This is a genomic window from Agrobacterium sp. LMR679, assembly GCF_027157905.1.
Lineage (GTDB): Bacteria > Pseudomonadota > Alphaproteobacteria > Rhizobiales > Rhizobiaceae > Agrobacterium > Agrobacterium leguminum.
In genome coordinates, this window is record NZ_JAPVOJ010000002.1 from 1,708,913 (window position 1) to 1,727,958 (window position 19,046).

At 60.7% G+C, this 19,046-nt stretch carries 19 protein-coding genes and 1 pseudogene; 15 read left to right on the plus strand and 5 right to left on the minus strand.

Features of this window, described 5'->3' with window-relative positions; genetic code table 11:
- The first annotated feature begins 225 nt into the window (after positions 1-225).
- Together O3W47_RS18960 and O3W47_RS18965 are read left to right on the plus strand one after the other, a co-directional pair.
- A pseudogene (locus tag O3W47_RS18960) lies at positions 226-1,855 on the plus strand (Ppx/GppA phosphatase family protein).
- Positions 1,852-2,592: an RlmE family RNA methyltransferase gene (locus O3W47_RS18965; RefSeq protein WP_080817790.1), complete on the plus strand. Its 741-nt coding sequence runs from the start codon at positions 1,852-1,854 to the stop codon at positions 2,590-2,592. Before O3W47_RS18960 ends, O3W47_RS18965 begins: the two are co-directional and overlap by 4 nt.
- Here the strand turns inward: O3W47_RS18965 and O3W47_RS18970 are convergent, their stop codons facing one another.
- Positions 2,593-3,990 (minus strand): MDR family MFS transporter, encoded by a 1,398-nt coding sequence (locus O3W47_RS18970; protein ID WP_127756342.1) that lies wholly within the window; start codon positions 3,988-3,990, stop codon positions 2,593-2,595.
- Positions 3,991-4,199: 209 nt separating this feature from the next.
- Between O3W47_RS18970 and O3W47_RS18975 the strand changes: the two genes are divergently transcribed.
- The 5 genes from O3W47_RS18975 (at position 4,200) to O3W47_RS18995 (ending at position 9,678) form a co-directional block, all read left to right on the plus strand.
- The gene (locus tag O3W47_RS18975; protein ID WP_035263186.1) at positions 4,200-5,201 is read left to right on the plus strand and encodes an MBL fold metallo-hydrolase; all 1,002 of its coding nucleotides are present in this window, start codon (positions 4,200-4,202) and stop codon (positions 5,199-5,201) included.
- A gap of 284 nt (positions 5,202-5,485) precedes the next feature.
- On the plus strand, positions 5,486-6,991 hold the full coding sequence (gene guaB, locus O3W47_RS18980) for an IMP dehydrogenase (RefSeq protein WP_065654415.1): 1,506 nt from the start codon (positions 5,486-5,488) through the stop codon (positions 6,989-6,991).
- A gap of 112 nt (positions 6,992-7,103) precedes the next feature.
- Positions 7,104-7,505, plus strand: a complete 402-nt coding sequence (locus O3W47_RS18985) for an MAPEG family protein (RefSeq protein ID WP_035263190.1) — start codon at positions 7,104-7,106, stop codon at positions 7,503-7,505.
- Between the two features lie 150 nt (positions 7,506-7,655).
- A complete protein-coding gene (gene adhP / locus O3W47_RS18990) occupies positions 7,656-8,684 on the plus strand; it encodes an alcohol dehydrogenase AdhP (RefSeq protein WP_004440101.1) in 1,029 nt (342 codons plus the stop codon).
- A gap of 118 nt (positions 8,685-8,802) precedes the next feature.
- A complete protein-coding gene (locus O3W47_RS18995) occupies positions 8,803-9,678 on the plus strand; it encodes a dienelactone hydrolase family protein (protein WP_269314375.1) in 876 nt (291 codons plus the stop codon).
- A 266-nt stretch (positions 9,679-9,944) separates the two neighbouring features.
- Here O3W47_RS18995 and moaB read toward each other — a convergent pair whose 3' ends face one another.
- The 4 genes from moaB to O3W47_RS19015 all read right to left on the minus strand — a co-directional run bounded on the left by moaB (position 9,945) and on the right by O3W47_RS19015 (position 14,461).
- A complete protein-coding gene (gene moaB, locus O3W47_RS19000) occupies positions 9,945-10,490 on the minus strand; it encodes a molybdenum cofactor biosynthesis protein B (protein ID WP_059760674.1) in 546 nt (181 codons plus the stop codon).
- Positions 10,491-10,516: 26 nt separating this feature from the next.
- Positions 10,517-11,401: a 4-(cytidine 5'-diphospho)-2-C-methyl-D-erythritol kinase gene (locus O3W47_RS19005; protein WP_137002923.1), complete on the minus strand. Its 885-nt coding sequence runs from the start codon at positions 11,399-11,401 to the stop codon at positions 10,517-10,519.
- A 6-nt stretch (positions 11,402-11,407) separates the two neighbouring features.
- Positions 11,408-13,255 carry a tetratricopeptide repeat protein gene (locus O3W47_RS19010; RefSeq protein ID WP_127756336.1) on the minus strand — a complete coding sequence of 616 codons (1,848 nt, stop codon included), beginning with the start codon at positions 13,253-13,255 and terminating at the stop codon, positions 11,408-11,410.
- Between the two features lie 189 nt (positions 13,256-13,444).
- Complete coding sequence (locus O3W47_RS19015) at positions 13,445-14,461, minus strand: polyprenyl synthetase family protein (protein ID WP_035261923.1); 1,017 nt, start codon at positions 14,459-14,461, stop codon at positions 13,445-13,447.
- Positions 14,462-14,572: 111 nt separating this feature from the next.
- Between O3W47_RS19015 and O3W47_RS19020 the strand changes: the two genes are divergently transcribed.
- The 8 genes from O3W47_RS19020 to O3W47_RS19055 all read left to right on the plus strand — a co-directional run bounded on the left by O3W47_RS19020 (position 14,573) and on the right by O3W47_RS19055 (position 19,013).
- Positions 14,573-14,803, plus strand: a complete 231-nt coding sequence (locus O3W47_RS19020; protein WP_003503261.1) for a putative signal transducing protein — start codon at positions 14,573-14,575, stop codon at positions 14,801-14,803.
- A 6-nt stretch (positions 14,804-14,809) separates the two neighbouring features.
- Positions 14,810-15,610, plus strand: a complete 801-nt coding sequence (locus O3W47_RS19025) for a tRNA1(Val) (adenine(37)-N6)-methyltransferase (RefSeq protein ID WP_137002925.1) — start codon at positions 14,810-14,812, stop codon at positions 15,608-15,610.
- A gap of 91 nt (positions 15,611-15,701) precedes the next feature.
- On the plus strand, positions 15,702-16,568 hold the full coding sequence (locus tag O3W47_RS19030; RefSeq protein ID WP_020813605.1) for a S49 family peptidase: 867 nt from the start codon (positions 15,702-15,704) through the stop codon (positions 16,566-16,568).
- 20 nt (positions 16,569-16,588) lie between these two features.
- Positions 16,589-16,783 (plus strand): NfeD family protein, encoded by a 195-nt coding sequence (locus tag O3W47_RS19035; protein ID WP_020813606.1) that lies wholly within the window; start codon positions 16,589-16,591, stop codon positions 16,781-16,783.
- 52 nt (positions 16,784-16,835) lie between these two features.
- Positions 16,836-17,066, plus strand: coding sequence for an AbrB/MazE/SpoVT family DNA-binding domain-containing protein (locus O3W47_RS19040; protein ID WP_137452344.1), 231 nt, complete (start codon positions 16,836-16,838; stop codon positions 17,064-17,066).
- Positions 17,063-17,479, plus strand: a complete 417-nt coding sequence (locus O3W47_RS19045) for a PIN domain-containing protein (RefSeq protein WP_137452343.1) — start codon at positions 17,063-17,065, stop codon at positions 17,477-17,479. Before O3W47_RS19040 ends, O3W47_RS19045 begins: the two co-directional genes overlap by 4 nt.
- Before the next feature lie 80 nt (positions 17,480-17,559).
- Positions 17,560-18,522 carry a glycine--tRNA ligase subunit alpha gene (locus O3W47_RS19050; protein ID WP_020813609.1) on the plus strand — a complete coding sequence of 321 codons (963 nt, stop codon included), beginning with the start codon at positions 17,560-17,562 and terminating at the stop codon, positions 18,520-18,522.
- 110 nt (positions 18,523-18,632) lie between these two features.
- Positions 18,633-19,013, plus strand: coding sequence for a hypothetical protein (locus O3W47_RS19055; RefSeq protein ID WP_269314376.1), 381 nt, complete (start codon positions 18,633-18,635; stop codon positions 19,011-19,013).
- The last annotated feature ends 33 nt before the right edge of the window (positions 19,014-19,046 follow it).

A 19,046-nucleotide genomic window follows, 5' to 3' on the forward strand; every position in this document is an offset into this window, starting at 1 on the left:
CCCGGTAAGTTATGCGTCACAAGGACTTTCCGGGAGAGGGGAATATTTTATCCAGCCCGATCCGCGCAGGCCGCTGCCGATTTCCGAAAATCCTCAAAATTATCGTCATGTCCATGGTGGTCCCCACGCAACCTTGGTGACGTGTGAGCCTTTGCCACACGCCGTCCGGCAAAAACCATTTGGCTAAAATCGCTTGCGCTGGTATTGTCCGCCCAACGAAACCTTATGAAAGCCAGCAGCATAGCGTCTACGCTTGTGCGCGGCGAAATGGACAAGACAGTGATCGACCCCGGAAACGGCCCAAAGCCGTCGGAACAAGGGGCGTCGGTGGCGAACAAAGGGAAAGCGAAGCGATCCCGTCGTGGCAAGAAACACAAGCGTGACGGTCAGCCCCGTGACGCTGTTGTGCTGTCGCATGATGTTGCCGCGGATGTTCCGGCCGGTTCCTCCTATGTATCGGCTCTTGAGCCGGATGCCGAGCCGCGCAAGAGAAAGCGCCGCAGGCGCTCTCGCGGCAAAGGCGCGTCTCAGCAGGTTGCAGCAGCTTCAGGCGCGCAGGCGCAGGCTCCAGCCGCAACAGATGCTGCCAATCCATCCTCCGTGCCACCGGGCGCAGGGCGAAAGTCGCGCCACCGCAAGCGTGGTCACCGCGATCCGCGCGGCCGCGATCCACAGGGCCGTCCGCTGGTTCCCACCCATGCGCCGAAACATGTCGGCAAGCAGAATGGCCGCGCCAATGGGGCCGGGCAGGAACCGCACCGGCAATCCGAACTACCCCGCCCGTCACGCAGGCCGCCAGCATGAGCATGGCCAGGAGCCGCCGGCGGATATGTATGCCGCGCTCGATCTCGGCACCAATAATTGCCGGCTTCTGATCGCGCAGCCGACGCGGCCCGGCCAGTTCCGGGTCGTTGATGCCTTTTCGCGCATCGTCCGGCTGGGCGAGGGGCTGGTGTCGAGCGGCCGGCTCTCCGACGACGCCATGGATCGAGCGGTCGAGGCGTTGAAAGTCTGCTCCGCGAAACTCTCCGGTCGCCCGATCAGGCGCATGCGGCTCATCGCCACCGAGGCCTGCCGGGCTGCGTCGAATGGCGAGGAATTTCTGGCGCGTGTGACGCGGGAAACGGGCCTGAAGCTCGAAATCATCAGCCGCGAGACGGAAGCCCGCCTTGCGGTGTCCGGCTGCGCCTCCCTCGTCGGGCGTGAGGCGCGTTCGGTCGTGCTGTTCGATATCGGCGGCGGATCGTCGGAAATCGCCGTCATCAAGGTCGGGGAAAACCGCTCGAACCGGCTCGCCAACCACATCACCCACTGGACCTCGTTGCCGGTTGGTGTCGTCACGCTCTCGGAACGCCATGGCGGCCGCGATGTGACGCCGGACGTCTTCGCCGCCATGGTGCGGGAAGTCGAAGGGCTGCTCGATGCCTTCCATTGCCCGCCTCTCGCGCCGCAAACCCATCACGAGGATTTTCATCTGATCGGAACCTCGGGCACGGTGACGACGCTTGCCGGCGTCCATCTCGATCTGCCACGATACGATCGCCGCAAGGTGGATGGCCTGTGGCTGTCGGACGCCGAGGTGACGGCGATGCAGGACAAGCTTCTGGCCTGGGATTTCGCGGGCCGCGCCGCCAATGCCTGCATCGGGCCTGACAGGGCCGATCTGGTTCTGGCCGGCTGCGCCATCCTCGAGGCCATTCGCCGCCGCTGGCCGGCACGCCGCATGCGCGTGGCGGATCGCGGTCTGCGCGAAGGCCTTTTGACGGATATGATGGCGGATGACGGCGCATGGCGGCGCAACCGCATTCGGCGCATGCAGATGACACGGCAGGACAGGACGGAAGGTTTGACATGAGCAAGGCGCCGACAAGCAACAACCGCACCGGCCGCAAGATCGGCCAGAAGGTCAAGAAGACCAAGCTCAAGGCCTCGTCGCGCCGCTGGCTGGAACGTCATATCAACGACCCCTATGTGCAGCGCGCCAGACTTGAGGGCTATCGCGCCCGCGCCGCCTTCAAGCTCCTGGAAATCAACGACAAGCACCAGATTCTGAAGGGCGCGCGCCGCATCATCGACCTTGGCGCCGCACCCGGCAGCTGGTCGCAGATCGCCTCCAAGGTGACGGATTCGACCGAGGACGATATCCGCGTCGCGGCCATCGATTTCCTTGAGATCGATCCCATTCCCGGTGTGAAAATCCTGCAGCTCGACTTCCTCGACCCGAGCGCGCCGGAAAAGCTGATGGAAGCCGTTGGCGGCACGCCCGATCTGGTGCTGTCGGACATGGCCGCGCCGACCACCGGCCACCAGAAGACTGACCACATCCGCACCATGCATCTGTGCGAAGTCGCGGCCGATTTTGCCGTTCAGGTGCTGGCGGAAGGCGGCCATTTCCTTGCCAAGACCTTCCAGGGCGGCACGGAAAAGGCATTGCTCGACATGCTGAAGAAGAACTTCAAGCAGGTTCTGCACATCAAGCCGGCGTCCTCCCGCTCGGAATCGGTGGAAATGTTCCTGCTTGCCAAGCACTTCAAGGGTCGCAGGAGCGAGCCGGCCGACGCGTCCGAAGCCGAAGAGGCTTCCGAAGACTGATCACTCCGCCGGTTGCGAGACCTTGCCGCGGTGGCCGGAGACGGCCGCCCCCGCATTGCCGTCCATGCGGATGATCGGCACGATGGCGAACAGCGATACCAGCGCTACGATGGTGAAGGCGATGTGGAAATCGGCGAGCTGCAGATGGGTGCCCGACATCATGCTGCTGACTTCCAGAATGGAAGCGGCGAAAGCCACGCCCAGCGCCAGGCTGATCTGCTGCAGCACCGACGCCATCGAGGTCGCCTGGCTGGCCTGACTGTCCTCGATATCGGAATAGCTGAGCGCATTCGATCCGGTGAAGAAGAAGGACCGGGCAAATCCCGCTGTCACAAGGAAGATCATGATCAGCGGATAGGGCGTTTCCGGGGTGAAGAAGCTGTTGGCGAGCGTCGTGAAGGCGCCGACGATGCCGGCCCCGATCAGTGTCGAGCGGAATCCGGTTGCCGCAAACACGCGCTTGGCCATGAACTTGGTGGTGATCGCGCCGATTGCGCCGGCAAAGGTGATCATGCCCGACTGGAACGGGTTTAGCCCGAAACCGATCTGCAGCATCAGTGGCATCAGGAAGGGTATGGCGCCCGTGGAAATGCGGAAAACGGTGCCGCCGACGGACGCCGCCCGGAAGGTCGCGTTCTGGAAAATGCGGAAATCCAGAATGGGGGCGGGGTGGCGCGCGGCGTGGCGCAGATAAAGAAAACCGCAGATAAAACCGATGATCGTCGAGGCAATGCCGATGGCGGGCGGCAGCGCGGGCAGGCTGACGACGGAGAGGCCGAACACCACGCCGGAGGCGGCGATGCCTGACAGCACGAAGCCTTTACCGTCCATCGGCGGCGGGTTGGTGGTTTCGATTTCCGGCAGGAAGATCGTCGAGAGCCAGATGCCGATGACGCCGATGGGCACATTGATCAGGAAAATCCAGTGCCATGAAAAATAGGTGGTGATGAAGCCGCCGATGGGCGGGCCGGTCAGCGGCCCCACCAGCCCCGGAATTGTCAGCAGCGCCATGGCGGAGACGAGTTCGCTGCGCTTGGTCGTGCGCAAAAGCACGAGGCGGCCGACGGGCGTCATCATCGCCCCGCCCATGCCCTGCAGGAAACGCGAGAGCACGAATTCGAACACCGAGGACGACACCGCGCAGCAGATCGACCCCACCACGAAGACGCCGATGGCGAACCGGAAGATTTTCTTCGCGCCGTATTTGTCAGCCATCCAGCCGCTGATGGGAATGAAGATCGCCAGCGCCACCATATAGGCCGTCAATGCGAGCTTGAGCGTGATCGGCCCGACATGAAGGTCGGCGGCAATTGCCGGAAGCGAAGTGGCGATGACGGTGGAGTCCATCTGCTCCATGAAGAGAGCGACTGCCAGGATGAGGGGAATGATGCGGTTCATGAGGCTGCCTGCGGCTTTCCGCTGCGACAAAGGATATCGCCGTTCCTCCTACGCCTGATAAGCGGGCTTGCCAACACGTTAATTATCAATTTCTCAAGTTCCGATCAAACCTGCGTGAGGCCGGTTTTCTTGCAACTTTCTCGCTCTATTGTCCGTTGGCACGGTTCAGTTGGCGATCACGGCCAGTTGGCGATATCGGGAGAAAGATAATGACCCAATCCTTGAGCATGAGCAGACGCGGCCTCATCGGTGCAGCGGGCGCAAGCGTTCTCGGTGCGCCGCTGTTGATGGCGCGCACGGCAACGGCCCAGACCAACCAGCCGCAAACCTCCATGGAGATAGAACACGCGATGCCGCCTGAAACCAATCGCTTCAAGCTCGGCAATTTCGAAGTGCTGGTGGTGAAGGATGGCGCACGCGCGGCCCCCAATCCCGGCGAGACCTTCGGCACCGACCAGTCGGCCGAGACGGTCGGAAAATTGCTGGAAGACAATTTTCTGCCGAAGGAGCAATTCGTCAATTCCTTCTCGCCGGTCCTCGTCAATACCGGCACGGATCTCGTGCTGTTCGATACCGGTTTCGGTGAGGCCGGGCGCGGTGCGGGCAATGGCCGGTTGATCGAAGGCATGGCGGCCGCCGGTTATACGCCGGAAGATGTGACCGTGGTGGTGCTGACCCATATGCATGGCGACCACATTGGCGGCCTGATGGAAAAGGGCGCTCCGGCTTTTTCCAAGGCGCGTTATGTGTTCGGCCAGGCGGAATATGATTTCTGGACGGATGAGAAACGCGTCGGCACGCCTGCCGAAGGCGGCCACAAGGGCGTTCTCACGAACGTCAAGCCGCTGGCGGAAAAGGCGACCTTCATTGGCGACGGCGCCAGTGTCGTATCCGGGATCACCGGCGTGGCGGCCTTCGGTCATTCACCAGGGCACATGATCTTCCGTGTCGAATCGGAAGGCAAACAACTCATCCTGACGGCGGATACGGCCAACCATTTCGTCCTTTCCCTGCAGAAACCAGACTGGGAGGTGAAATTCGACATGGACAAGGCGGCCGCCGCCGCGACCCGTAAGAAGGTCTATGACATGATCGCCACGGACCGTTTGCCTTTCCTTGGGTATCACATGCCTTTCCCGGCGGTCGGTTACGCGGAAAAGCTGGATACCGGCTATCGTTTCGTGCCGAAATCCTATCAGTTCGACATCTAATGCATGTCGCGCAAAAGTGTTCAGCGGTTTTGCGGTAACGACATGCATAAAAACAAGCAGTTATAGCGCGTCGTGTGGGGCAAGGACCCACACGACGCGCTATAACGTCTGCTGCAATGCAGCAACAAAGAAAGCCCGGAAGGCAATTCCGGGTTTTTTCTATTCCCTTCCTGTCATGAACGTGTTACCAGCCCTCGCCAACTTCCAAGCAATCCTTGCAGGGCGCCGGGGTGAACTTTTCGTTCCGGAACGGCCACGCATTTTCAGTATGAAGGAATTTGGTCATGGCACGCATCATTCAAACACCCACTGGTTTGGACGCTCTCACATTTGACGATGTGTTGCTGCAACCCGGACATTCCGAAGTCATGCCGGGACAGACGAATATCGCCACCCGCATCGCCCGCGATATCGATCTGAACCTGCCGATTCTGTCTTCCGCCATGGATACGGTTACCGAAGGCCGCCTCGCCATTGCCATGGCCCAGGCCGGCGGCATCGGTGTCATCCACCGCAACCTGACCCCCATCGAACAGGCCGAAGAAGTGCGGCAGGTGAAGAAGTTCGAAAGCGGCATGGTCGTCAACCCGGTCACCATCGGCCCGGATGCGACGCTTGCTGAAGCACAGGCGCTGATGAAGGCCCATGGCATTTCCGGCATTCCGGTCGTTGAAAACGGCGGTTCCGGCGGCCACAAGAACGGCCGTCTGGTCGGCATTCTGACCAACCGCGACGTCCGCTTCGCCTCCGATCCGCAGCAGAAGATCTACGAACTGATGACCCGCGAAAACCTGGTCACGGTCAAGGAAAGCAGCGTCGATCAGCAGGAAGCGCGCCGCCTGCTGCACAAGCACCGCATCGAAAAGCTGCTGGTTGTGGATGCCAAGGGCAATTGCGTCGGCCTCATCACCGTCAAGGATATCGAGAAGTCGCAGCTGAACCCCAACGCCACCAAGGATGCGCAGGGTCGCCTTCGCGCCGCTGCCGCCATCAGCGTCGGTGCTGACGCCATCGAGCGCGCCGAGCGCCTCATCGATGCCGGCGTCGACCTTCTGGTCGTCGATACCGCGCACGGCCATTCGCAGCGCGTGCTGGATGCCGTCTCGCAGGTCAAGAAGATGTCGAACTCTGTTCGCATCATCGCCGGCAATGTCGCCACCGCCGACGGCACCAAGGCGTTGATCGATGCCGGCGCCGATGGCGTCAAGGTCGGTATCGGCCCCGGCTCCATCTGCACCACCCGCATCGTTGCTGGCGTCGGCGTTCCGCAGCTCGCGGCCATCATGTCGTCGGTTGAAGTCGCCAATGCGGCTGACATCCCCGTTATCGCCGATGGCGGCATCAAGTTCTCGGGCGATCTGGCCAAGGCGATCGCCGCCGGCGCTTCCGCTGTCATGATCGGCTCGCTGCTGGCCGGCACGGATGAAAGCCCGGGCGAAGTGTTCCTTTATCAGGGCCGATCCTTCAAGGCCTATCGCGGCATGGGCTCCGTTGGCGCCATGGCGCGCGGTTCGGCAGACCGTTATTTCCAGGCGGAAGTCCGCGACACGCTGAAGCTCGTTCCGGAAGGCATCGAAGGTCAGGTTCCCTACAAGGGCCCGGTTTCCGGCGTCCTGCACCAGCTGGCCGGTGGCCTGAAAGCCGCCATGGGTTATGTCGGCGGCAGCAACATCAAGGAATTCCAGGAACGCGCCACCTTCGTTCGCATCTCCAGCGCGGGCCTGCGCGAAAGCCACGCCCATGACGTGACGATTACCCGCGAAAGCCCGAACTACCCCGGCGCGGTTTGATCTTTCGAGGCGAATCCGTAAAAGGATACTGAGTATTTGGCGCTCCCCGATTCATGCCGGATCGGGGAGCGTTTTCATGATTGGAGAAGAAAGCATGTCACCCACGACCGCAATGTTCTGGCCGATGATCGCCCATGTCTTTCTGGTCTTCTGGCTTTACGGGCTTCTGATCGTCCGGCGCAACAAATACACCTTCAAGGATCGCGAATCGGCGATCAAGCTGCGCGACCGGGGCGAGGAGGCGCGCGAAAGCCATCTGGTGAACCGAAACATCGCCAACCAGTTCGAACTGCCGGTGCTGTTTCACATCGCCTGCCTGCTGCTCTACATCACGGATGCGGACAATATCGTCACTGTCGTTCTGGCATGGCTGTTCGTGCTCTCGCGTTATGCCCATTCCTATGTCCACGTCACCAGCAACCGCCTGCGTCAGCGTGGTGCATTGTTCGGCATCGGCTTTGCGCTGGTCGTCTGCCTGTGGGCATGGCTCGCCATATGGTTGGCGCTGGAGTAAATCGGCACCGTGAGGTTGCCTCATAAGTGAGACAATCCCGCCTTGCAAAATGCTCCGATTTGCGATGGGTCAATTCCATGACGCCCCATCCCCGCTAATCTCTGCCTCGCCGTCAAGGATTTCAGGCGAGCAGAGATTAGGGAGTATGTCATGGCTAAGACAATGAAGGCAGCCGTCGTCCGCGCGTTTGGAAAACCGCTGACCATCGAGGAAGTGGCGATACCGGATCCCGGCCCCGGTGAAATTCTCATCAACTACAAGGCGACGGGCATTTGCCACACCGACCTGCACGCCGCAACCGGCGACTGGCCGGTCAAACCCAATCCGCCCTTCATCCCCGGCCACGAAGGCGTCGGTTACGTTGCCAAGATCGGCGCTGGCGTCACCGGCATCAAGGAAGGCGACCGCGCCGGCACGCCCTGGCTCTACACCGCCTGCGGATGCTGCATTCCCTGCCGCACGGGCTGGGAAACGCTTTGCCCGAGCCAGAAGAATTCCGGCTATTCCGTCAATGGCAGCTTTGCCGAATACGGCCTCGCCGACCCGAAATTCGTCGGCCGCCTGCCGGATAATCTCGATTTCGGCCCGGCCGCACCGGTGCTCTGCGCCGGCGTCACCGTCTATAAAGGTTTGAAAGAAACCGAAGTCAGGCCCGGTGAGTGGGTGGTCATTTCAGGCATTGGCGGGCTTGGCCACATGGCCGTGCAATATGCAAAGGCCATGGGCATGCATGTCGTTGCCGCCGATATTTTCGACGACAAGCTGGCGCTTGCGAAAAAACTCGGAGCCGATGTCGTCGTCAATGGTCGCGCGCCTGACGCGGTGGAGCAGGTGCAGAAAGCGACGGGCGGTGTCCATGGCGCGCTGGTGACGGCGGTGTCGCCCAAGGCCATGGAGCAGGCTTACGGCTTCCTGCGCTCCAAGGGCACCATGGCGCTTGTCGGCCTGCCGCCGGGCTTCATCTCCATTCCGGTGTTCGACACGGTGCTGAAGCGCATCACGGTACGCGGCTCCATCGTCGGCACGCGGCAGGATCTGGAGGAAGCGCTGACCTTCGCCGGCGAAGGCAAGGTGGCGGCCCATTTCTCCTGGGACAAGCTCGAAAACATCAACGATATCTTCCACCGCATGGAAGAGGGCAAGATCGACGGCCGTATCGTCGTGGACCTCGCCGCCTGATGTGAAGAACCGGTGGCGGCGCTCACGCAAATGTGTGACGCCGCTTGCCCCCGCCTCGTTCCCCGCGGGGCGATCTGCGCTATCCTTCCGCATCCGTGCGTTCAAGGAGGATAGAGCGATGGACGAGCCCAGGATCACGCAGGCCATGATCGACGCTTACGATGAATATACCCATCTCAGCCTCGATCGCCGCAAATTCATGGAAAAGCTCACCGTACTGGCCGGGTCTGGTGCAGCGGCGGCGGCCATCGCCCCGCTTCTTTCGGCCAACAGCGCCCGTGCGGCTGTCATCGCGGCCGATGACGACAGGATCGTCGCCGAGGAGGTGACCTATCCCGCCCCCGGCGGTGAGATGAAGGGTTACCTCGTTACACCGAAATCCGTTTCCGGTCCCATAGGCTCGGTCATCGTCATCCACGAGAACCGTGGTCTGAACGACCATATCCGCGATGTGGCAAGGCGTGTGGCACTCGCCGGTTTCAGGGCGCTTGCGGTCGATTTCCTATCACCGCAGGGCGGCACGCCCGCCGATGAGGAGAAGGCGCGGCAGATGTTCAGCGGTCTCGACATGGATGCGACCGTCGCCAATGCCGAAGCGGGCCGGGTATGGCTTGCGGCCCGGCAGGGGGCGAATGGCAAGGTCGGTGCTGTCGGTTTCTGCTGGGGCGGCGGGCTGGTCAACCGTTTCGCCACCAAGTCAGAAGGTTTGAATGCCGGTGTCGCCTATTACGGCCAGCAGGCCCCGGCGGCCGATGTACCGGCCATCAAGGCGCCGCTGCTTTTGCACTATGCGGGTCTCGACGAGCGCATCAATGCCGGCATCGACGCCTATAAGAAGGCGCTGGAGGAAAACGGCAAGACCTTTGAAATCTTCGTCTATGACGGCGTCAACCACGCCTTCAACAATGACACATCCTCAGCGCGCTACGACAAGGCGGCTGCCGATCTTGCCTGGGGCAGAACGACGGAGTTCTTCAAGAAATATCTGGCGTGATGGGGGCTTTGGGCGGGTATTGTCTGCGAACCGGAGGTGCGTGGGGCTTCACCCCCCTCTGCCCTGCCGGGCATCTCCCCCTCAAGGGGGAGATCGATCTGCGGCGATGTCTCGTCCATCTTGAAGCTTGAGAGTGAAGCGACAAGAGGGCCTCTTGCCGATCTCCCCCTTGAGGGGGAGATGCCCGGCAGGGCAGAGGGGGTGAAGCCGCGCGCACCTTCGGTTCGCCGTGAATGGCCACCCTAAAATACCTCTGTCATCTTTCTTTAAACGCCCCCAGCCCCACGCTTCAAATGCTCGTCGAGCCTCGGCATGATCTCCACGAAATTGCAGGGCAGGTGGCGATAATCGAGCTGGGCCTTCAGAATCCCGTCCCACGCATCCTTGCACGCACCCGGCGAGCCCGGCAGCACGAAAATGAAGGTCGCGTTCGCCACGCCGCCGGTTGCCCGCGACTGGATGGTGGCGGTGCCGATCTTGTCATAGGAGATGCGGTGGAAGAGGGCGGAAAATCCGTCCATGCGCTTTTCGAACAGCGGCTCCAGCGCTTCGGGCGTCACATCGCGGCCGGTAAAGCCGGTGCCGCCGGTGGTGATCACCACATCCACGCCTTCAGAGAGCGTCCAGTCGCGCACGGTGCCGGCAATCGCTGCCTTGTCATCAGGCACGATGGCGCGAGCCGCGAGCCTGTGGCCCGCTTCCTCCAGCCTTGCGACGAGCGTATCGCCGGATTTGTCGTTCTCCAGCGTGCGGCTGTCCGAAACGGTCAAAACCGCAATGCCAAGGGGAATGAAGGGTCTCTCGCCTGCCATGGCCTTATCCTCGAAGTATCTGGTCTTCAAATGGTCCGCGTCGCCTGAAAATACCAGCCGGGGCGTTTCTTCAGAAGCGAAGTTTCCGCTTTCCTGGCCGCTTCAAGGGAATGAAAAATCCCGAAACAGGTTGCCCCCGAACCGGACATGCGCACAAGCGCGGCACCTTCCTGCGACAGCCACCCAATGATTTCCCCGATCTCCGGCAGAAGCGCCTGGGCCGGCGGTTGCAGATCGTTACGGCTTTGGGCGAGAAAATCCATCCAGCCGATTGTCGCAGAGGCGGGCAGGGGCGGATTGGTCTTGTTCTGCAATCGCCGGAAAATCTCCGGCGTCGAGACCGCCTTTAGCGGATTGGCCAGAACCATCGACAGCTCCGGCAGATCGGTCACCGGTTCGATGTCCTCGCCGATGCCGCGCGCGATCAGGGATCGGCTCTCAAGGCACATCGGCACATCCGCCCCGAGCGTCAACGCCATGGATGCAAGCGTATCCGGTGCGATCCCGGCACGCCAGTGCCGCAAAAGCCCCCGCAGCGTCGCTGCCGCATCCGCCGAGCCGCCGCCGATACCGGAAGCCACCGGCAGGTTCTTTTCAAGATGAATGGCTACCGGGGGTGCCGGTTGACCCGTCGATGCAAGCGCATCGCGCAACAGGTCTCTGGCGCGGGTGACGAGGTTATCGCCGCCATCGCCCGCGCGCAAAAGATCGCCGAAAGGGCCTGAGATGGAGAAACTGTCGGCATCGGCGTCGCGAATACGGATCGTGTCGCCGGCTTCAGTAAAGGTCACCAGCGTTTCGAGCAGGTGATACCCATCCGCTCGCTGGCCGGTCACATGCAGCGCCAGATTGATCTTGGCCGGGGCCGCCTCGATGGTCTCGGTGGCCCCGGAAACCTCATGTCCGCGCATGCGGCGTCAGGATTTCTTGTCCGGAGTGGCAGCGGGTGCCGGTGCCGGAGGAGCCGGCGGCACCGGCGCGACGTCCTTCTTGGCGGTATTTTCGGCATCTTTTTCCACCGGCGGCAGGCCGTTGGCGATCTTTTCCTTCACCTTGGCCTTGTCCACGTCGTCGCTGTCGCCGATCAATGCGCGGTTCCACTGATAGACCGCCTCGATCTTGCGGCCGACCCGCCAGTAGGCATCGCCCAGATGGTCGTTGATGGTCGGATCACCGGCTTTCAGTTCGATCGCCCGCTCCAGCTCGGTCACGGCTTCATCGAAAGCGCCGAGGCGATAATGCGCCCAGCCGAGCGAATCGACGATATAGCCGTCATTCGGTCGAAGCTCGACGGCGCGGCTGATCATCTTCATGCCTTCATCGAGATTGATGCCCTTGTCCACCCAGGAATAACCCAGATAGTTCAGAACCTGCGGCTGTTCCGGGTTCAGCTCCAGCGCGCGCTTGAAATTCGGTTCGGCCTTGTCCCATTCCTTCAGCCGCTCATAGGCGATGCCGCGCTGGAAGAAGACCGACCAGTCGGATTTCTGCGGCACGGAGCCGATGACCTCGATGGCCTTGTCGTAGTTCTCGGCCATCGCCTTATAGTCCTTGGCGTCCGAAAGCACGCTTCCATAGGCGAGATAGGAACGGATATCCTTCGGATCGGATTCGAGCAGGGATTTGAGATGCTTGCGCGCTTCCTCCACCTTGCCGGTCTGTGCGAGCGTCAGTCCGAGCTGCAGCTCGGAGATGCGATACATCGGCGAATCCTTCGGCACCTCGCGGTAGAAAGCAATGGCGCGGTCAGGCTGTTTCAGCGCTTCGGAAAGGCCGCCGAGAAGGATGAGCGTATCCGGGCTCTTCGGATCGAGCGCGCGCGACGTCTGCAGATAAAGCGTCACGATCTCTTCGGCGCCTTCGCGGTTCAGCGCGCCGGCGATGGAGAACATGACGCTGGCGGCGCCCTCCACCGCATTGGTGATCTGCTGTTCCGGCTTTTCACCGTTTTCGATGGACTGGCGAAGCGCCTTCAGCGGCGCGTAATTCGGCGCGAAAGTATCTCCGACCGCAATCGCATCCAGCGCCTTCTGCTTGTTGCCGGCGGAAGCCTCCAGCCGGGCAAGTGCCATCACCGCGCGCATATAGGTATCGGAGGCGGTTGCCCCGCCTTCGCGGTCCGTCACCGCTTCGTTCAGGCTCTTGCGGGCGGCTTCATTGTTGCCGGAAACAAGGGCGATGGCCGCCGCATTGTATTTCTGGAAGATCGAAATCCAGCCCGGGCCCTTCATATTGTTGACCAGCGCCAGCGCTTCCTTCGGCTTGCCGGAACCGGCGCGCGCCCAGGCGGTCAAAAGCGTGTTGACCATGCGGTCGAGATCGTTCGGGCCGGTATATTTCAGGATCTTCTCGGCCTTGGCGAATTCCTTGTCCTTGATGGCGTCGAGGCCGCGTACGATGGTCGTCACGCGCTCCACCGAGGTATCGTCCTTCATCGAATCGGCGATCTTGGCGCCGGCCTCGAAATTGCCGCTCAGAAGTTCGGCGATCATCAGCCGCTGGCGGATTTCCGTATTGGCCGGATCGAATTCCAGCGCCTTCTTGTAAAGCGAAATCGCGGTGGGATAATCCTGATCGACATCGGCATTGCGCCCGGCGAGGAAGGCGCCGGAGAAGGTGTTCACCTTGCCGGGATCGAACGTAACGGCCTTGTCTTCCGGTGTCGCCTTCGTCTCCGCAAAGCCGGGGCTTGCACCCGCGCCGATTGCGAGAGCAGCGGCAAGAGCCGCGCTGCAGAGAAGACGGAGTGCTGGTTTACGCCGCATGAGGGAACCCTTGCCTTTGTGCAGAAGCACGGAAAAATCAGTTTCCATTGTTGGTCACGATAGAATGGCTTTTTTGAAGCAGCCCCGCAAGAAATTATGGCCCCGGCCACAATCACGCCTTGCGGAGAAGCTGGCCCGGAACATTGGGCGGATGGTCTTTTCCATCCGCCTTTCGCCCGGCCTGCGGCGTCAGTTCAGACGCTCGATGCAGAAGTCGATCACTTCCAGAAGCGCATCTTTCCAGGGGCTCTGCGGCAGCGGTGCGAGCGCATCGCGGGCGATGGTGCCGTAGTGCGTGGCGCGGCCGATCGTATCGCCAAGACCGTTGTACTTGGTGATCAGGCCCAGCGCCTTTTCGAGGTTCTCATCGCTGCTTTCACCCTTTTCGATGGCGTTGCGCCAGAAAGCGCGCTCATCCTGCGTGCCGCGACGATAGGAGAGGATGACCGGCAGCGTGATCTTGCCTTCGCGGAAATCGTCGCCGGTGTTCTTGCCGAGATCGGCGGACTTGCCGCCGTAGTCCAGCACGTCGTCGACGAGCTGGAAGGCGAGGCCGAGATTCATGCCGTAGGATTTCAGCGCGCTGCGGGTCGCCTTGTCGGTCTTGGCGACGATGGGGCCGACTTCCGCCGCCGCCGCAAAAAGGGCGGCCGTCTTGGCGCGAATCACCTGAAGATAATCGTCTTCCGTCGTTTCCATGTTCTTGGCGACCGAAAGCTGCAGCACCTCGCCCTCGGCGATTACCGAGGCGGCGGTGGACAGCACGTCGAGCGCATCGAGAGAGCCGACATCCACCATCATGCGGAAGGCCTGGCCGAGCAGGAAGTCGCCGACGAGAACGCTCGCCTGGTTGCCCCAGATGGTGCGGGCGGTGGATTTGCCGCGGCGCAGATCGCTTTCATCCACCACATCATCATGCAGAAGCGTTGCCGTGTGCATGAATTCCACACTGGTGGCGAGCTTGATGTGGTTGTCGCCCTCGTAACCGAACATCGAGGCGGAGGCGAGCGTCAGCATCGGCCGCAGGCGCTTGCCGCCGGAAGAGATGAGGTGGTTGGCCACCTCGGGTATCATCTGGACATCGGAACCGGCCTTGGAAAGGATAAGCTGGTTCACCCGTTCCATATCGGGGCGGGTCAGGTCGACAAGCGGCTTGACGGATGCGAGTTTGTTTTTGCTTTCTTCAAGCGGTATGACGACGCCCAAGGGACAGGACTCCAGTTCGAATTTGAATTCGACAATAAAAACTGACGCCTTGCGCGGCAAGGGGCGAATTGCCGCTAGCCATTCAAAAAGATGGGAATTTAAGGTCTATCCATGCGTGAACTGATCCGTACCAACGATGCCGTGCTGCTCTCCTTCGCCGAAAGCCTGATGAAGGATGCCGGCATCCATTGCCTCATCGCCGACCAGGCGATGAGCATTCTGGAAGGATCGCTCGGTCTTTTGCCGCGAAGGTTTCTGGTGGAGGAAGATCGGGCCGATCAGGCCCGCCGCATTCTCATCGATGCCGGGCTCGGTGACGAGTTGCGCAACGAAGAGGCTTGAGCGGCGGTGGGCGACGGCATTTCCGAAACGATCGACGCCTTTCACCGGGGCCGGTTTCACATCATCCAGCCAAAGGGCAGGGGGCATCGGGCCGGCATGGACGCCATGCTTCTGGCATCATTGGTGGCGGATGAGCGTGCCTGCCGGATCGCCGATCTCGGCGCGGGCGCGGGTGCCGCCGGCATGGCGGTTGCGGCGCGGCTCGAAAAGGCTGAGGTGACGCTGTACGAACGCTCGCCGGAAATGGCGCAATTTGCCCGCCGCAGCCTCGAACTACCTGAGAATGCTGCTTTTTCCGCTCGCGTGAATGTACGCGAAGCCGATGTGACGCTGCGGGCGAAAGCACGCGCCGAAGCGGGCTTGCCCGACGATCATTTCCATCACGTCATCATGAACCCGCCCTATAACGATGCGGGCGACCGCCGCACGCCGGATGCCCTGAAGGCCGAGGCCCACGCCATGACGGAGGGCCTGTTCGAAGACTGGATCAGGACCGCGGGCGCGATCATGGTGCCGGGCGGGCAGCTTTCCCTGATTTCAAGGCCGCAATCGGTGGCGGAGATCATCGCCGCCTGTGGCAGCCGTTTCGGCGGCATCGAAATCACCCTCATTCATCCGCGCCCTGGCGAGGACGCGGTGCGCATGCTCGTCACCGCCATCAAGGGTTCGCGGGCGCGGCTGTCGTTCCGCGCGCCGCTCATCATGCATGAGACCGGCAGCCATGCCTTCACCCCCTTCGTGGATGACCTGAACAATGGCCGCGCCGCCTATTCGCGTAATGTAAGGGCAATCCGGACCGCATCATAAATATCGCCGTTCCGCCGGCCGCAAACCATTGTGTTTTCCGGGGCGATACATACATCCGTGACGAACGGATAAATGCTGCGAGGATTGAGTAGTGGGTTTTCTGAAGTATCTGGTGCCGAAACGCTTTCGTAAAAAAGAGCTCGTCATCCCGGTGGTGCGCATGCACGGTGCGATCATGGCCGGCGGCAACCAGTTCCGCCCCGCCCTCAATCTCGCCTCCTATGCGCCGCTTCTGGAAAAGGCCTTCGCCGTCAAGGATGCCCCGGCCGTCGCCATTTCGCTCAACTCGCCCGGCGGTTCGCCGGTGCAGGCGCGGATGATCTATAACCGCATCCGCCAGCTCGCCGAGGAAAAGGAAAAGAAGGTCCTGATCTTCGTGGAAGACGTTGCAGCCTCCGGCGGCTACATGATCGCGCTTGCCGGTGATGAAATCATCGCGGATCCCACCTCCATCGTCGGTTCCATCGGCGTCGTTTCCGGCGGTTTCGGTTTTCCGGAAATGCTGAAGAAGATCGGCGTGGAGCGCCGTGTCTATACGGCCGGCGAGAACAAGGTCATCCTCGATCCCTTCCAGCCGGAAAAGGAAGGCGATATCGATTACCTGAAGTCGCTTCAGGTCGAAATCCACAATGTTTTCATTGATATGGTCAAGATGCGTCGCGGCTCGAAACTGAAGGGCGACGAGGCGATCTTCTCCGGCCTGTTCTGGACCGGCATGCGCGGCCTCGACCTCGGCCTGATCGACGGGCTGGGCGACATGCGCGAGGTTCTGCGCCGCCGTTACGGTGAGAAGGTCAAGCTCCAGCTCGTCAGCGGCGGGCGCACTCTATTCGGCAAAAAGGTGCCGGGCGTCAATGCTGCTCTGGACGTGAATGCCGAAAGGCTGGCCGCAGGCGCCGTCTCGGGGCTTGCGGAGGTCGCCGAAGAAAAGGCATTGTGGTCGCGTTTCGGTCTATGATGTCTCGGGAATAAAGCCTTATGGCGCAGCTCATTACAATTCTTCTTCTGGTGGTGGGATCCGTCATCCTTTACCGCCGCTTCGTCCGCGATGCGGAAAAGCTTTCCGCGAAATCGAAACAGCGCGAGAAGGAGCGCGAGACCGGCGCCATCGGCACGCTGATCAAGGACCCGGAAACCGGCGAATACCGCGTGAAGCGCGAGGATGAGACATAATTTTTCTGTAACGCAGAATTTGCTATAGTCGCTCTCGAGTAAGGAGGCTGTCATGCGTGTCACGAAATGGGGCGATAGTCTTGCGGTCCGCATTCCGGCGGATGTCGCGGAAGCCTTGCACATCAAGGAAGGCGATGAGGTGGATGTTTCTGTACCCGTACAGGAACCGTCTGCTTCCATTTCGCAGGAGGAGCGCGAAAAGATACTATTGTATATTCGCGCTCAGCGATGGCAGCTGCCGCCGGGCTGGAAATTTGACCGCGAAGAGGCAAATGAGCGTTGAGCCATTTGCCCTTTCTCGATACGAATATCTTCATCTACGCCTTTCTGGATGACGAACGGTCATCCAAGGCCCAAGAGATCGTTTCGAAACCTTATGTGACGAGCGTTCAGGCATTTAATGAATTTGCGAGTGTTGTCCGGCGGAAGTGGCCACAAAAATGGGGCGAAATCCACAGATCGCTGGATGGTCTCCGCCGAATGGCCGTGACGGTCGTCGAACTCGATGTGCAGTTAAATGCGAGCGCTATTGATCTTGTCGATCAATATAACTTCGCCTTCTATGACGCATTGATGGTAGCAGCAGCTCTGGAGGCTGAAAGCACCGTCTTCCTCTCGGAAGACATGCATGACGGTCTTGCCGTTGACGGACGGATGAAGATCGTCAACCCGTTCACTGCCCGTCTCCACGCATAAAACCTTGACCCTCAGGCCATGCCGTGGCACGTGTCCGCATCCGAAGTAAGTCAATGCTTACTTGTCCTCCTAACGCCGCGATGACTGCAATGACCGATGTTCCCGACCATATGAACCCGAAGCGTTCCTTTCAGGCGCTGATCCTGACGCTGCACAATTACTGGGCCGACAAGGGCTGCGCGGTGCTGCAGCCCTACGATATGGAAGTGGGCGCTGGTACGTTTCATCCGGCGACGACGCTGCGCGCGCTTGGTCCCAAGCCGTGGAAGGCCGCTTATGTGCAGCCCTCGCGCCGCCCGTCCGACGGCCGTTACGGTGAAAACCCCAACCGCCTGCAGCATTATTACCAGTATCAGGTCATCCTGAAGCCCAACCCTTCGAACCTCCAGGAACTCTATCTCGGTTCGCTGAAGGCGATCGGCCTCGATCCGCTGCTGCACGATGTGCGCTTCGTCGAAGATGACTGGGAAAGCCCGACGCTCGGCGCCTGGGGTCTCGGCTGGGAATGCTGGTGCGACGGCATGGAAGTCTCGCAGTTCACCTACTTCCAGCAGGTCTGCGGCATCGAATGCTCGCCGGTCGCGGGCGAACTGACCTATGGTCTGGAGCGTCTTGCCATGTATGTTCAGGGCGTCGACAATGTCTATGACCTGAATTTCAACGGCCGCGAGGGCGAAGAGAAGATTTCTTATGGCGACGTCTTCCTGCAGGCCGAGCAGGAATATTCCCGTCACAACTTCGAATTTGCCGATACGGCCATGCTGCATCGCCATTTCATCGACGCCGAAAAGGAATGCCAGGCGCTTCTCGCCGCCGGTGCGCCCGGTGATAACGACAATCAGCGCCTGCACAAATGCGTGTTCCCGGCCTATGACCAGTGCATCAAGGCAAGCCACGTCTTCAACCTTCTGGATGCGCGCGGCGTAATTTCGGTCACGGAACGCCAGAGCTATATCCTGCGCGTGCGCACGCTGGCGAAAGCCTGCGGCGAAGCCTTCCTGCTGACGGATGCGGGCGGGCTGAACTGGAACAGGGCCGCCTGATTTTTGAAGGCAGATTTAAGCCGAAGCTTCTAATGAATTTGAAAGGCCGTTCTTGACGGCCTTTTATTTTGTGTTGATTGGTTATGTGAAACATCGTGGTGGATTTGATTATGAATATTAGAAGTTTAGGTTTTTTTCCTGCATTGATGCTTACATGTTTCCTCGGCAACGCCGCAGCTGCCGAAACGACTGAATGGATGAGCGGCAATGATGCCTTTCGCCGAGCAGACAAGCTGCGTAGTTTCGGAATGATCGTCACCCGCATGGATTGCAAGGACAGCGGCCAACGGACGCTCGATGTCGGTAGCGCGCTTGTCCGCATGCACTACACGCAGAACTCGAAAATGCTCGACTGGAGAATAGACGGCTGGAATCATTTGGGTGAGAACAAGGACTATTGGGCCGAGCGCGGCTACAGGCTTGCCTCGCACACCGTTTTTGTAAGGAAAACATCCGGTCTGAGATTATACTGCACCGTTTACAATAAATGACGCGCAGCACTGGTCGCGGTTTTGTCCCCCTGG